15 protein-coding genes are annotated in these 14,081 nt (G+C 35.3%); 11 read left to right on the forward strand and 4 right to left on the reverse strand.

The genetic code is table 11. The annotated features are described in order from the left end of the window. Positions 1 to 617: 617 nt before the first annotated feature. The gene (locus tag COD11_RS14275; RefSeq protein ID WP_098797573.1) at positions 618 to 941 is read right to left on the reverse strand and encodes a thioredoxin family protein; all 324 of its coding nucleotides are present in this window, start codon (positions 939 to 941) and stop codon (positions 618 to 620) included. Positions 942 to 1,194: 253 nt separating this feature from the next. Here COD11_RS14275 and COD11_RS14280 point away from each other — a divergent pair, with 253 nt between their 5' ends. From COD11_RS14280 to COD11_RS14295, 4 genes are all read left to right on the forward strand, one after another. Further along, on the forward strand, positions 1,195 to 1,950 hold the full coding sequence (locus COD11_RS14280) for a GTP cyclohydrolase II (protein WP_098797574.1): 756 nt from the start codon (positions 1,195 to 1,197) through the stop codon (positions 1,948 to 1,950). Further along, complete coding sequence (gene ribD / locus COD11_RS14285) at positions 1,943 to 3,040, forward strand: bifunctional diaminohydroxyphosphoribosylaminopyrimidine deaminase/5-amino-6-(5-phosphoribosylamino)uracil reductase RibD (RefSeq protein WP_098797575.1); 1,098 nt, start codon at positions 1,943 to 1,945, stop codon at positions 3,038 to 3,040. The genes COD11_RS14280 and ribD overlap by 8 nt, the downstream gene beginning before the upstream one ends. Positions 3,041 to 3,196: 156 nt before the next feature. Continuing rightward, the gene (locus COD11_RS14290; protein WP_098797576.1) at positions 3,197 to 3,973 is read left to right on the forward strand and encodes an alpha/beta hydrolase; all 777 of its coding nucleotides are present in this window, start codon (positions 3,197 to 3,199) and stop codon (positions 3,971 to 3,973) included. 233 nt (positions 3,974 to 4,206) lie between these two features. Beyond that, positions 4,207 to 4,692: a GNAT family N-acetyltransferase gene (locus tag COD11_RS14295; RefSeq protein ID WP_098797577.1), complete on the forward strand. Its 486-nt coding sequence runs from the start codon at positions 4,207 to 4,209 to the stop codon at positions 4,690 to 4,692. A 111-nt stretch (positions 4,693 to 4,803) separates the two neighbouring features. Here COD11_RS14295 and COD11_RS14300 read toward each other — a convergent pair whose 3' ends face one another. Further along, on the reverse strand, positions 4,804 to 5,787 hold the full coding sequence (locus tag COD11_RS14300) for a DMT family transporter (protein ID WP_098797578.1): 984 nt from the start codon (positions 5,785 to 5,787) through the stop codon (positions 4,804 to 4,806). Positions 5,788 to 5,973: 186 nt separating this feature from the next. Here COD11_RS14300 and COD11_RS14305 point away from each other — a divergent pair, with 186 nt between their 5' ends. From COD11_RS14305 to COD11_RS14315, 3 genes are all read left to right on the forward strand, one after another. Next, the gene (locus COD11_RS14305; RefSeq protein ID WP_098797579.1) at positions 5,974 to 6,492 is read left to right on the forward strand and encodes a YfiT family bacillithiol transferase; all 519 of its coding nucleotides are present in this window, start codon (positions 5,974 to 5,976) and stop codon (positions 6,490 to 6,492) included. Positions 6,493 to 6,644: 152 nt separating this feature from the next. Further along, entirely contained in the window at positions 6,645 to 7,268 is a 624-nt protein-coding gene (locus COD11_RS14310) for a LysE family transporter (RefSeq protein WP_098797580.1), read from the forward strand. Between the two features lie 75 nt (positions 7,269 to 7,343). Further along, positions 7,344 to 7,958, forward strand: a complete 615-nt coding sequence (locus tag COD11_RS14315) for a class I SAM-dependent methyltransferase (RefSeq protein ID WP_098797581.1) — start codon at positions 7,344 to 7,346, stop codon at positions 7,956 to 7,958. A gap of 47 nt (positions 7,959 to 8,005) precedes the next feature. Here COD11_RS14315 and COD11_RS14320 read toward each other — a convergent pair whose 3' ends face one another. Further along, complete coding sequence (locus tag COD11_RS14320; protein WP_331275792.1) at positions 8,006 to 8,461, reverse strand: divergent PAP2 family protein; 456 nt, start codon at positions 8,459 to 8,461, stop codon at positions 8,006 to 8,008. Between the two features lie 141 nt (positions 8,462 to 8,602). Continuing rightward, the gene (locus COD11_RS14325) at positions 8,603 to 9,184 is read right to left on the reverse strand and encodes an LOG family protein (RefSeq protein ID WP_098797582.1); all 582 of its coding nucleotides are present in this window, start codon (positions 9,182 to 9,184) and stop codon (positions 8,603 to 8,605) included. Between the two features lie 266 nt (positions 9,185 to 9,450). Here COD11_RS14325 and COD11_RS14330 point away from each other — a divergent pair, with 266 nt between their 5' ends. The 4 genes from COD11_RS14330 (at position 9,451) to COD11_RS14345 (ending at position 13,760) form a co-directional block, all read left to right on the forward strand. After that, entirely contained in the window at positions 9,451 to 10,203 is a 753-nt protein-coding gene (locus COD11_RS14330) for a class I SAM-dependent methyltransferase (RefSeq protein WP_098797583.1), read from the forward strand. 221 nt (positions 10,204 to 10,424) lie between these two features. Then, complete coding sequence (locus COD11_RS14335) at positions 10,425 to 11,507, forward strand: D-alanine--D-alanine ligase (protein ID WP_098797584.1); 1,083 nt, start codon at positions 10,425 to 10,427, stop codon at positions 11,505 to 11,507. A gap of 111 nt (positions 11,508 to 11,618) precedes the next feature. Continuing rightward, complete coding sequence (locus COD11_RS14340; protein WP_098797585.1) at positions 11,619 to 12,983, forward strand: UDP-N-acetylmuramoyl-tripeptide--D-alanyl-D-alanine ligase; 1,365 nt, start codon at positions 11,619 to 11,621, stop codon at positions 12,981 to 12,983. A 63-nt stretch (positions 12,984 to 13,046) separates the two neighbouring features. Then, positions 13,047 to 13,760, forward strand: a complete 714-nt coding sequence (locus COD11_RS14345) for an alpha/beta hydrolase (protein WP_098797586.1) — start codon at positions 13,047 to 13,049, stop codon at positions 13,758 to 13,760. Positions 13,761 to 14,081 lie beyond the last annotated feature (321 nt).

A 14,081-nucleotide genomic window follows, 5' to 3' on the forward strand; every position in this document is an offset into this window, starting at 1 on the left:
CGATACAAGAGGAATCGGGACACAAAAGGATCAAACAAGCGAAGATGTGTCTCGATACAAGCGGAATCGGGACATAAATGGATCAAACAAGCGAAGATCTGTCTCGATACAAGAGGAATCGGGACATAAATGGACCAAATAAGCAAAGATCTGTCTGGATACAAGAGGAATCTAGACCCAAAAGTATCAAACAAGCGAAGATGTGTCTCGATACAAGAGGAATCGGGACATAAATGGACCAATAAGCGAAGATCTGTCTCGATACAAGAGGAATCGAGACCCAAAAGGATTAAACAAGCAAAGATGTGTCCCGATACAAGAGGAATCGGGACACAAATGCAGTAAACAAGCAAAGATCTGTCTCGATACAAGAGGAATCGAGACCCAAAGGATCAAACAAACAAAGATCTGTCCCGATACAAGCGGAATCGAGACCCAAAAGGATCAAAGAAGCAAAGATCTGTCTCGATACAAGCGGAATTAGGACAAAAAACATCAAACAATCAAAAAGCTGTCCCGATACAAGCACAGCCGGGACAGCTTTCTGTATTTAAAAAATTCATACCTCTTCAATAAACCTCTAGTACAGACAACATAAAAAAATTCTTAATTAAGGATTATTTATTTAGAGATTCCGATAAAAACTCAATCACTTGATCTGGAGTTTTTGCATTTGCGCTATGTAAGTGTGCTTGTTTTTCACCATTTTTAAATACTAATAAACTCGGAATACCCATTACATCATATTTTTCTGCAATTTCGGGAAGGTCATCTTTGTTTATTTCATACATTGATACATTTCCTACCTCTTCGAATACAGTTGGTAGAAACATGTCCATTCTTTTACAGTCAGGGCACCAGTCTGTAAAAAATTTAAGGACTACTGGTTCATTACCATTAATAAGCTCTTGAAATTGATCTTCTGTTTTTACGTGTTCCATGCTATCACCTCTACACTTATTTTATCCAATACTGGACGAAAAAACAGTAATTTGTTTACTTAAACTAAATATAGGAAAAAACTAGATGGTCATCCACCTATCATAGCTTGATTCTTTAGAAAGTAGGGTATAAAGTATTGATGACAAAAGAATAGCTCAGTTCAAGTTAGTTGACGACATTCCATTTCAACCTTATACTCACTTACAATAAGTAAGTTTAAAGAATAGACAGCCTATAAAGGGGAGAAACCTAATGGTAGAAACAATAAAAGATATCCCTCTAAATATAATAAAAGAAAAAGTAAAGATTGTTCCTCATAAAGAAGGAGCTACGTATATTGTGGGACCAATTAACCTCCCAATTCAACTAGATGGCAAAACAGAATTCTTCAAGTGGTATTGCTGGATGGAGGCTGAGGCCGAACAGGATTCAGCTGAAACATTTGAATCAATCATAAGAAAATTACCTAGTGCAGACTTAGCTAAGCATCAGCAATCAAGTGTGCTTGTTTATGGTGACTTTGCTCAGAATGATGAAGCACTAATACGTATGCATAGTATATGTCATACAGGTGATATTTTTGGAAGTAAAAGATGTGATTGTGGATATCAGCTTAATCAATCTTTAAAAATGATTACAGAACATGGTACAGGAGCTTTATTTTATCTTGCTGATCATGAAGGTAGAGGTATTGGTTTATTCAGTAAGGCTCTTGCTTACCTTCTACAAGAAGAAGGCTTAGATACAGTTGAGGCAAATGAGGAGCTTGGCTTCTCTGATGATCAAAGAAAATATGATGATGCGATTCGAGTTTTGAAAACTCTTCGTCAATTACCTGTAACGCTAATTACAAATAACCCACTTAAACTAAAGGCTTTGCAAGATTCAGGTGCAAATGTTACAGACCGTATTCCTTTATGGGGAGATGTATCAAGCTTTAATCAACGTTATTTAGAAACAAAAATGGAAAAGGCTGGCCACTTTAGAGGAGGCTATACCGTTGAATGAACATGAGTTTTACATGAAGTTGGCAATCGAAAATGCGGCAGCTATGAAGGGGCAAACAGACCCGAATCCATTGGTAGGGGCTGTGATTGTAAATCATAATCGAATTGTTGGTGTAGGAGCTCATTTAAAGGCTGGAGGACCACATGCAGAAATACATGCACTAAATATGGCAGGAGAGCAGGCAAGAGGAGGCACAATGTACGTAACGTTAGAACCATGTTCTCATTATGGACGTACAGGACCATGTGCTGTTGCAATTGTTGAAGCGGGAATAAAGAAAGTATATGTGGCTACTCTTGACCCTAACCCTATTGTTGCTGGAAATGGAGTTAGCATTCTAAAAGAAGCAAACATAGAAGTAGTAGTGGGAATTTGTGAAAAAGAATCACGTGAAATGAATGAAGTGTTTAATAAATTTATTGTTTCAAAAATGCCTTTTGTGACGTTAAAATCTGCTACAACATTAGATGGTAAAATTTCATCTTTTACATCTGATAGCAAGTGGATTACTTCTGAAGAAGCACGTAAGGATGTTCATCAATTACGTCATGAACATACCGGGATTTTAGTAGGGGTCCAAACGGTGATAAAAGATGATCCTGAATTAACGACTAGAATTGAACATGGTCGTAATCCGGTTCGAATTATCTTAGATAGTCAATTACGAACACCACTTCATTCAAAAGTTGTAAAGGATCAAAAAGCTGAAACATGGATTTTCACTTCCAAAAAATATGATAAAGAAATAAAAAATGCGCTTGAAGACCATAATGTGAAAATCTTCGTAACAAACGGTGAAGAGCGTGTAAACATCCAAGAAGTGCTAAGAATACTAGGGGAGAATTCTATTTCCTCTGTGTTAATTGAAGGCGGAGGAGAAGTGAATGCTTCTTTTTTAGCAGAGCAGTTAGTTGATAAATTAGTTGTTTATATGGCTCCAAAAGTAATCGGTGGAAAGCAAGCTCCAGGCTTTATCGGGGGACAAGGAATTGAAAAGATGGCCGATGCCATTGATCTGCAGAATTTAGATATCATAAAAATTGGGACAGACTATAAGTTTGTAGGGTATCCTCACTATAAAAAAGCATGATGTTATACGCATCATGCTTTTTCATTATCTATTTTGTTTGTTAATCATTGTTGTGAAAAGTATTAGAATAGGTTACAATAAAACCAAGTAATCTTATGTGAATTATAAAATATAAATAAAATAAATTTATCTACAGTAGCCTAAGGGGGATTATAGATGAAAACAGAATTATATCCAGTTGTAAAGGGTGCCGATAGCTTGTATTTCTCTGGTAATAAAACAGGAATTTTATTATGTCACGGATTTAACGGCACACCACAAAGTATGGAGTATATAGGGAAGCAACTTGCTAAGCTAGGATACACTGTGTCAATTCCTCGTCTAAAAGGTCATGGAACTAATGTTGAAGATATGAAAAATTGCATTTATAACGAATGGATTTCAGATTTAAAATTAGCTTTTGATGAGTTAAAAAAGGACTGTGACCATGTTTTTGCAGTCGGACAATCCATGGGCGGTGCCCTAACAATTCAACTTGCTGCTAATACAAACGTGAATGGAATCTTCTTAATTAATGCGGCTGTTACAGATGTTGCTTACAAACAATACCGTGATGAAACAAAGCCAAAAATGATTGAAGAAGGGGAACCAGACATAAAAAAGCCTGCTGTACATGAAATAACGTATGAGTCTGTTCCATTAGAGGCTGTGCATCAATTGTTAGACTTAATGGATGATACAAAAAATAAAATAAAGAATATCACAACCCCTACTATTATTTTTAAATCATCAGTTGATCATGTTGTTCCACCAGCAAACTCTGATTTTATTTATCAACAAATTTCTTCAGCTGAAAAGAAGATAATAGAATTAAAAAACTCTTATCATGTTGCATCAATGGACTATGATGCACAGCTTATTGTGGATAACATAAATCAGCATATTCAGAGTTTAAATGCTGGTATATCAATAACGGAACTGGTAAATAGCTAATGATTTGAAAAGGTAAAGTGGATAACTCTCTAGTTATCCACATGCTTTTCCACATATTAAAGAAGTTATTAACAATTGTGAAAACGTTTTAAATAAATGACTATCTTTCATGAGATATTAAATACTTGTCTATTAAAAGTTGTATACGTTTGCAAAATTGTTCGAATTTAAATAGAGAAATGCTATAATTTGTAATTATATAAAGTAAAAAATTAATTGCAGAGGGAGATTACATGACGATAGCTATTCGGAAGATGAATGAAGGAGATATAGAACAAGTACAACGTGTTGCTAGATCGAGTTGGCGGACTACATATAAAGGAATTATACCTGATTCCATTCAAGAGAATTTTGTTGCAACTGCATATTCTTCTGAAATGTTACTTAAAAGACTAAATGAAACACTTTTTTTAGTAGGAGAAGACGAAGATGAAATTATTGGTTTTGCTAATTTTACTCCTCTAAAAGATGAGAGAAAAGTAGAATTAGGGGCTATTTATCTTTATAAAGAATACCAGGGAAAGGGTATTGGTACGGTCTTATTAAAAGCGGGGATACAGCATTTAAACGATGTTAAGAAAATATATGTAAATGTTGAAAAAGAAAATCTGGCTGGTGTCCATTTTTATAAATCTAAAGGGTTTATAATTGAAACGGAATATGAGGATTTGTTTGATGGTCATATATTACAAACTGTAAGAATGGCCTTAGAGGTTTGATGAATTTCACATCATTTTTAATAATATTGAGTATTAGTGCTCAGGGAGTCTTTTTGGTAAATAGGCCAAGTAAGGGTCTCCCTTTGACACTAAATATATCTCGCAGAACAGCTATGAAAGCTGCCTAGATGGGTCTGGTTTAATTGTTTGAGCAGGGCGGTTGCTTCTTGATATGTAACTATGCAACACCATGCCGATCATAACAAAGGCCATTCCTAATAAAGACATACCTGTAGGAAGAGGTGAAGCAAGAAAAATAATCTCTCCAATTAGTACAAAAAGTACCTGAATCGACTGTGTTGCCTCTACAGCTGCTAGTTGAGCCATATTATGTTGAACTAAACTTGTTGCTTGGAAGAAAAGTAGAGTAGCAATTAAGCCCGAACACATCGCAACCCAAAATGATTGGATTGTCTGCGTTTTACTTGGAAGGCCTGATGTAAAGATAGCAATAATAGCAAAAATAATCCAAAGTGGTAAGCTTCCAATTGTCATCCCCAATACCCTTTGAAATACATCCAATCTGCCCTCACAAATCGCCATCATTTTCCGATTTCCTAGCGGATAAGCAAAGGATGCAATGAGAACTGGAATGATCGTGAATAATACAGGCATGATTGATAACTGACTTGCATGCTCAAACTGCATCAATGCTACCCCAAAAATAATGATAAGAGACATGCTTAAGCCCCTTAACGGAATCTTTCCTCTAACCTTTACAGATCCATTGACTGTTTGAACTTTTTCATAAAAAAGTGGTGCAAGTAGTGAACCTGAGAGGATTGTTATTTGCCATGTGGCTGCAATTAGCCACCCTGGTCCATAAGCGCCTGCAAAGCAAATAGGTGCATAAAATAACCCAAATCCTACTGTTCCCCATAAAAGCCACTTTAGTGGATTTTTTTTCATCTCTATAAGAAGAGGCTGCCATTTTTTTCTCCACATAACGAAAAGAAGTAAAAAAGGAAGCATAAAAAAATAACGTAAAGATGAACTCCATAACCAGCTCCCTCCGGAAAGCTCCATGGAACGATTTAACACAAACGTAAAAGCAAAAAAGAAAGAAGAACAAACTCCTAATAAGATTGCCCGCATCGCGAAGCCTCCAATCTTCTCCATTAATTGGAAAGTTATGTTTAACATAATATAACATACAATTGTTTAATTTAGTGTGTTTTTTTATAAAATTATGATACTTTCTTTCAATATAAAAATATTGTCCATAAGATCATTCGTCCATATAATGAAAATAACAAAGTAAAATAAAGGGAGAGTGTAGTGATGAGGAAAAGCCTTCAATATCCTATTGGTGAATTTAAGGAGCCAAAGCAAGTTTCTCTGAAAGAGATCGAAGGATGGATAGAAGATATAGAAAACACCCCTGAGCAATTGAAGTTAGCTCTTGAAGGTCTTTCAGAACCATTGCTAGACACATCTTATCGACCAGGTGGATGGACAGTTAGACAAGTGGTTCATCATCTAGCAGACAGTCATATGAATAGCTATATTCGTTTTAAACTGGCCCTAACTGAAGATCGCCCGACTATTAAGGCATATGATGAAAAAACATGGGCAGCTTTTCCTGATACTAAATTACCATTATCAATCTCTATTAATCTCCTTGAATCTTTACATGAGCGATGGGTATATTTATTAAAATCAATGTCTATGTCTGACTTTGAAAAAACATTCTTTCATCCTGAAACAAATAAGGAAATCTCCTTGTCTACTAATGTTGCACTATACTCGTGGCATGGAAAGCATCATATAGAACATATAAAATTAGTAAGAGTTCATTAAAATAGCAAGCAGTCCTATGATCATGTAGGGCTGCTTTTTTAATAAGCTTAAAGGAGGTGTAAAATCATAGAAAACAAGTTTTACTGTCAACATAATTCCTCACCAAGCTGAATATGATGTACAAGCATATATCAATATTGGGGGTAAAGAATTTGAATTTCTTATTCAGCTACGTATTTCTAGGGGTTTCACTAGCAGCACCCATAGGTCCTGTAAACGCAGGTCAAATTGATCGGGGCATAAAAGGAGGATTCCTTCATGCCTGGCTGTTTGGTTTAGGGGCAACAACTGCTGATGTTGTATATATGGTGTTGGTGTATTTAGGGTTTGTAAACTTTTTGCAAATCCCGACAGTGAAAATGTTTCTATGGTTTTTTGGCTTTTTTGTTTTAGTGTATACGGGTATTGAAAGTTTAATGGCGGCTAAAAAACATACGTTCACAACTAGTAGAGTAAACCTCCACTATTCTAAGTCCTATTTTTCAGGCTTTTTTATGTCTTTACTTAACCCTTTAAGTATTTTATTTTGGATAGGAATTTATGGGGCAATCCTCGCTAACACCACAATTGGAAGTGGTGGAACACAGCTTCTTATTTGTAGTGCTGCTATCCTTTCGGGAGTTTTACTGTGGGATTTAGCGATGGCGATGTTTGCAAGTGTATTAAGAAGATATTTAACAACAACCCTTCTTGCTGTTATATCTACCATTTCAGGCATTTCTTTAATTTTGTTTGGCTTATACTTTGGCTATCAAGGCTTTCTATTGCTTCTTTAAATTGCGAGCCCTCCGTTTCGTTTAAATAAAGAAAATCAGGGTATTAAGAATGAAAAACGATACCGGGGTGCCGACATGATTAATTCATTTAAAAAACAATTTAGTGTTCCTAAGGGCATACTTGGAAGAGTTGCCGGAACCATTATGGCTATTGAAAATAAGAAGCTAAACAAATGGACTCTTTCTCAATTACATATAGATAACAGTGATTGTATTCTAGAGGTTGGTTATGGATCAGGAAAGTGTATAGAGTATATGTTAAAAGCCAATAAACTGATCAAAATTGACGGTCTTGATGTATCGAAAACGATGAAAGCCCAGGCGGAACAAAGACTGGAGGATTATGTTAAGAATGAACAAGTAACTCTTATGGTAGGTGATATTGAGAATACAGAGTTGGAGGAGGGGAAATACGATAAAGTAGTCACAGTAAACAATTATACCATCTGGTCTCATCCTGAAAGGGGATTACAACGTCTCCATCAGGCGATGAAAGCTGGAGGGAAAATTGCCATTACGATGCAGCCTAGAGAAGAAAATGCTAGCTCTATTAAAACAAGAATGTTTGCGAATCAAATTTATAAGGACCTATCCTATTGTGGCTTTACTGAAATAAAAATTTCTTTTAAGCGTATCCATCCAGAATTAGCAGTTTGTGTAACTGCCACTAAGCTGGATAAAAAAACATGAGTGAAGGGTAACAAGCCGCCATTCACTCATGTTTTTTTCTTTCGTCTTCATTTTTCCATCATGCTGCTAACCAAACCAATTAGTATACCTAAAAGAGCTCCCCCAGCAACTTCAGCAGGTTGATGTCCAAGCAGCTCATTTAATTCTTTTTCCTGCTTTACATGAAATAAACCCGGCATATGTCCGGATAATACCTCAATGTCTGCATCAATATCATTTACAATCTTTGCGATTTCACCTGTATGACGACGGATGCCTTGTGCGTCATACATAACAATAATTCCAAAAATAACAGCTAATGCAGTATCAGTGGAATTAAAGCCCTTTTTCGTTGCAACATAAGTTGCCAAAGCAGATACACCGGCTGAGTGAGAACTTGGCATGCCACCTGTTTGAAAAATCGGACGCCAGTCCCAAACATTGTTTTCCTTTTTATGTGTAAAAATTTTAAGCCCTTGTGCGATTCCAATGGCAGATAAAGCTGTCCAGATTCCTCGATTCATTTCTCTCACCTCTATGTATGTAGTCTTTAACAAAATAAATTCTATATACAATGATGGTTAAAAAAATCGAAGGAATACTAACAAATAGGAAAGTGCTTATATGTAGTCTCAATATAAAACAAACATAGAAGACAAAACCTTCTATGTTTGTTGTGGAGTAATCCATTTTGTTAAAAGTGGAGGTTCATAAGAACGAAATTTCTGAATTAGCTGCTCGGGATCAGAATCTACAATAACCATTGATTGATATTCAGGCTTTAAAAATTGTTCTTGAATCATATGGTCAAAGAAAGCAAGAAGTTTATCATAATAATGGTTACTGTTCATCATTCCAATTGGCTTTCTATGTTCTCCTAATTGAGCCCAAGTATAAACTTCAAAAAACTCTTCCATTGTCCCAGGTCCACCTGGTAAAACAACAAACCCATCTGATAGCTCTTCCATTTTTGCCTTACGCTCATGCATGGAATGAACAATAATAAGCTCAGTAAGACCGGGGTGAGCAAGTTCCCGTTCCATTAACATTTTAGGTATAACACCAATCACTTCTCCGCCCGCTTGCAGAGCTGCATTTGCTACAACACCCATAATTCCTACTTTCGATCCACCGTATACAAGCGTGATTCCCTCTTTAGCTAATTGAGCACCAAGTTTTGCTGCATCCTCTGAATATAAATCTGAAGCGCCTGGACTAGATCCGCAAAAAACACAAATTCTTTTCATGATATCCCCTCCTTGAGTTAGTGTGTGAAAAGGGTTGTAAAAAAGGACTATTCTTTAAAATGAAAAATATACAACTTATTTTAGTTTAGATGGTTTTTTATTATTTGAAAATAAAAAGTAATGGAATTTACAACATCTTTATAAAGGATTTAGGTTCATAATGACCGAAAAGAAATTAAGCTTCTTAATTCAGTTTGAAATTTACATAAATTTCTTGTATAAGTGGGACCTTAGATACGTACAGAATTATATTAGGAGAGATGATAGTGAAATTAGATCTCAGGTGGTTTGTAATGGAGGCGCTAGAAGCATATATTCAAGAATATGAATTAAAAAGTGCGTTAGACTTTTATGAACAACAATTAATAAATAAAAAGGGGAAAATTCTAGAGATAGGTCAAAGTCATTTATTCCTTCTTCCTGAACTTTTGAATCATGGCCTCCAAATGGAAGGACTGGTGGATTCCAAGCAAGGAGAGGAGGCTTGTAAACAAAAATGTGAGGAGTTAAATCAGACGGCTACCATCTATCAATTGAGCTTAAATGAGTTTAAAAAACCTACTCGTTACGACGCCATTATAATACCTTTTGGATCTGTCTTAACTGTAGAAGAAAGGCTTAAGTCAATAAAACTTTTAAAAAATGTCTATGATCATCTAAAAAGCAAGGGCACCATTATTGTTGATCTTTTTATACAGGATGAATTTCTTGTTCAGCAAAAGCATAGTATGGTTCAAGAATTTATGAGTGATCTGTATGTTTGTGAAAAACAATTAATCAAGCTAGATATGCTCGAACAATCAACAACATATTTGTTATCAGTTGAAAGGATAAAAGAAGGCAAGATGATTGAAAAAGAGCAAAAATTACAGCCCTTTATATGGTATGGAATAAAAGAATTTAAGTTGATTTTGGAGAGAATCGGGTTTACTAATGTCAACATATATAACAACTACTCTACAACAGAATCAACTAAATCATCCGATAAAAAGGTATTCACATTTACAGGTGAAAAATAATCAAATACATAGTAGAAAAACTATTTACCTCCTTAGATCAAGCAAATCATCCTTCTTAAATGAAAGAAACGAAATTAAAATCAAACCGTATGATAGAACAAGAGGGCAAAAAAAGCAGAAAATGTTCGAAAACTTATAACAGAAATAAGGAAACGTTAATAACAATTTTGCCCTAAAGTGATAAAATAAGAATGATGAAAGAGCTGAGGAGGAAAATCCGGATGAAAATGAAGTTAGGCTTAATTTATGGTGGGAAATCTGCAGAGCACAATGTTTCTTTGCAAACAGCCCTAGCCGTTATCAATGCACTGGATATGAGTAAATTTGACATACATCCTATATACATTAAAGAAAATGGAGAATGGGTAAGAGGAAAGGCATTAGATGCTCCTGTAAAAGAAGTCAGTACATTAAGATTGCAGGAGAACGGAGATTCTATTTCCCCCGTTACATTAAATACTGAGTTATTTCCTGCAAAGGTTGAAGAACAGGAAAAAATTGATGTGATCTTTCCGTTGCTACATGGACCAAATGGTGAAGATGGAACGGTTCAAGGATTACTTGAATTATTGAATATCCCGTACGTAGGGAATGGAGTATTAGCTTCAGCTGCTGGTATGGATAAAGTTGTCATGAAGAATTTATTTGCACAAGCTGGCTTAGCTCAAGCAAAATATGTATCTTTTATAAAAAGTGATTATGAGCAATCACCAGCTGCCAAATTTGAGGAAATCGAAGCTGAATTGGGTTATCCATGCTTTGTAAAGCCTGCAAATTTAGGATCAAGTGTTGGTATTAACAAGTGTAAAGATAGAGAAAGCTTAGAGGCGGCTATTAAGGAAGCATTTGAGTTCGATCGTAAGGTGATTATTGAAGAATCAATTGTTGGAAGAGAGATTGAAATTGCCGTTATTGGTAATGATCATCCGGAATGCTCAGTAGTTGGTGAAATTGCTCCTAAAGTGGAATTCTATGATTATAAAGCTAAGTATGAAGATGGAGAAACAGATTTAATTATTCCAGGTAACGTAACGGAAGAGGAATATGAGAAGATTAAAGAGATGGCCATCACATCCTTTAAGGCAATAGACGGATCAGGCCTAGTTCGTGCAGACTTTTTCTTAACAGAAGACGGCAAAGCTCTTATTAATGAGGTTAATACAATGCCTGGTTTCACTCCATATAGTATGTTCCCACTAATGTGGAAGCATTCAGGCCTTGAATACCCTCAACTAATAGAAAAACTTGTTGACCTTGCATTGGAGCGCTATGAACAAAAGCAACAAATTAAACATTCTTTTTAATCAACTAAGCTTACGAAATTCTTAATTTTATTTAAAAGGAACTGAATATAGCATAAATCAGTTCCTTTTTTCTTTTAGCACATAAAGATTCCTTAAATAGGAGAGGATTTAATGATTACAAGAACACTACTTGATGTACAAAACATGGTGAATGGAGAAGGATTAGAAGAAAAATATCAACACGTTGAAATTTCAGGCGTAACAACTGATTCACGTAATGTTGAAAATGATAATTTATTTTTTCCACTTGTTGGTGACGTATTCAATGGGCATGAGTTCGTTGACAAAGCAATAAGTAACGGAGCAAAAGCAGTTATTTGGCAGAAATCCGAAAAAAACCCTCCAAAAGAAGTGCCAATCATTTTAGTTGAAGATACTTTAGTGGCGCTTCAAGCTCTTGCAACAGCATATATTAATGAATTACCTAACCTGAAAATTATCGGTATTACAGGTAGTAACGGTAAAACAACAACAAAGGATATGGTTGCAGCCATTTTAGAAACAACATATAAAGTACATAAAACACAAGGGAATTTTAATAATCATATAGGTTTACCATTAACCGTTTTAAGTATGAGTGAGGATACAGAAATAGCGGTTTTAGAGATGGGGATGAGTGGTAAAGGAGAAATTGAACTATTATCTGAAATTGCGCATCCGGATGTTGCGGTCATTACAAATATCGGTGAAGCACATTTAATGGATTTAGGATCTAGAGAAGGAATTGCAGAAGCTAAGCTTGAGATTACAAAAGGCTTAAAAAAAGACGGATTATTTATTTTTCACGGCGATGAACCACTTTTACAAGAGAGAGTGCCAGGACTGTCTTTAAAAACAGCTACTTTTGGAGAAGCAAGTTCTAATGATTATTACCCTGCAAAGATTATTCAAGAACCAACAGGAACATTATTTGAAGTGAACAATGAGGAATACTTTATTCCTGTACTTGGAAAACATAATGTGTGGAATGCTTTAGCAGCCTATGCAGTGGCGGATTATTATGGCGTTGAAAAGGATGCCATAAAAAAGGGATTTTCGTCCATGAAGTTAACTGGGATGCGTTTAGAGTTAATTCAAGCTAAAAATGGAGCATCAATTATTAATGATGCTTATAATGCAAGTCCTACTTCAATGTTAGCAGCAATTGACCTTATTGAGAATTTAAAAGACTTTGATCAAAAGATTGTCGTTTTAGGTGATATGCTTGAATTAGGTGATGATGAAGTAGAATATCACCAACAAGTAGGAAGAGAAATAAAACAAAATAATATTTCCCACATCTTTACTTATGGAAAACTTGGTAAAGAAATTGCAAAAGGTGCAAAAGAAAATCAACCAGTTGATATAGTTCATCATTATGATCAAAAGGATGAATTAATTAAGCATCTACAGTCTATCGTGAAAGAAAAGGATATTGTTCTTGTAAAAGCCTCAAGAGGAATGAAGCTGGAAGAAGTCGTAAATTCAATTGTATAAGAGGGAAGGAAGGGAATAAGAGTGTAGCCTTCCAAGTTGAACGGTAAAGGAGGTTTCTATCATTTGAAAGGATGTCTCTTTATTCATGGTTTCACCGGAGCACCTTATGAGGTGGAACCACTTGCCAGCTATATAAAAAAGCAAACTGGTTGGATTGTAAAAGTTCCCACTCTGCCTGGACATGGAGTAACTCTTTCATTAAAAGGGCATACATATAAAGAATGGATTTCTCATGCTGAACAAGAACTTCTTTTATTAATGAAAGAGGTGGATGAGGTCTATGTTATTGGTTTTTCAATGGGAGGAGTTATTGCTTCGTATTTAGCTGCTAAATACGAAGTGAAAAAGTTGGTCCTATTAAGTGCTGCTGTTTATTATGTGAATCCTAAACAATTGGCAATGGATATAAAAAATATGATAAAAGATTTATTTGGTGGGAAAATTAATAATAATGAACTATTTAACCGGTATAAGAAAAAGATAGTTGAAACACCTATATCATCAACTATTGAATTTAGAAAGTTAGTGAAAGAAATAAAGCCTTACATTCAGAAATTAAACATGCCAGTACTAATTGTTCAAGGTGAATGCGATGGAATAGTTCCGGTTAAAAGTGCCTTTTATTTGTACAACACCATTCCATCTAAACAAAAAGAACTACACTTACTCCCATGCTCTAAACATCATGTTTGTCATGGTGATGATTACGAAGATTTGAAGGAATACGTTGAACGCTTTTTAGAAAATCAACATGAAGAAAGTGCTATTTATAGTTAGCAAGCTGTTCTGACATTAAGTTGAAATAAGAAACCGGTAGTGGTATGATTACATTTAAAGTGTTTGCGGGCTTTAAATAAGGTAAACTGCTGCCCTTGTTAAATAAGGGCATTTTTTGTTGGCAAATAATCAGAACGGTTTTACTATCTTCTAAGTGTGGGTAGTATAAGAAGAGCAGGCACAATGTTGCCGGTTTTTTAAACATCTGACTGTTTTTCATGATGACACAACAGTTGATAATCTACATTAAGCTCGGCGGATCCCCGAGCATATAGGATTCATTTAAACATCGTTTCATTATGAATACGATATAGATTACCT

Origin of the sequence: Bacillus sp. AFS040349 (genome assembly GCF_002577655.1) — a bacterium.
Taxonomy (GTDB): domain Bacteria; phylum Bacillota; class Bacilli; order Bacillales; family Bacillaceae; genus Metabacillus.

Excerpts from the sequence above, each read along its gene's own strand:
- COD11_RS14275 (WP_098797573.1), bottom strand. The coding sequence starts at position 941 with ATGGAACACGTAAAAACAGAAGATCAATTTCAAGAGCTTATTAATGGT.
- COD11_RS14280 (WP_098797574.1), top strand. The coding sequence starts at position 1,195 with ATGGTAGAAACAATAAAAGATATCCCTCTAAATATAATAAAAGAAAAA.
- COD11_RS14290 (WP_098797576.1), top strand. The coding sequence starts at position 3,197 with ATGAAAACAGAATTATATCCAGTTGTAAAGGGTGCCGATAGCTTGTAT.
- COD11_RS14295 (WP_098797577.1), top strand. The coding sequence starts at position 4,207 with ATGACGATAGCTATTCGGAAGATGAATGAAGGAGATATAGAACAAGTA.
- COD11_RS14300 (WP_098797578.1), bottom strand. The coding sequence starts at position 5,787 with ATGCGGGCAATCTTATTAGGAGTTTGTTCTTCTTTCTTTTTTGCTTTT.
- COD11_RS14305 (WP_098797579.1), top strand. The coding sequence starts at position 5,974 with ATGAGGAAAAGCCTTCAATATCCTATTGGTGAATTTAAGGAGCCAAAG.
- COD11_RS14315 (WP_098797581.1), top strand. The coding sequence starts at position 7,344 with ATGATTAATTCATTTAAAAAACAATTTAGTGTTCCTAAGGGCATACTT.
- COD11_RS14320 (WP_331275792.1), bottom strand. The coding sequence starts at position 8,461 with ATGAATCGAGGAATCTGGACAGCTTTATCTGCCATTGGAATCGCACAA.
- COD11_RS14325 (WP_098797582.1), bottom strand. The coding sequence starts at position 9,184 with ATGAAAAGAATTTGTGTTTTTTGCGGATCTAGTCCAGGCGCTTCAGAT.
- COD11_RS14335 (WP_098797584.1), top strand. The coding sequence starts at position 10,425 with ATGAAAATGAAGTTAGGCTTAATTTATGGTGGGAAATCTGCAGAGCAC.
- COD11_RS14340 (WP_098797585.1), top strand. The coding sequence starts at position 11,619 with ATGATTACAAGAACACTACTTGATGTACAAAACATGGTGAATGGAGAA.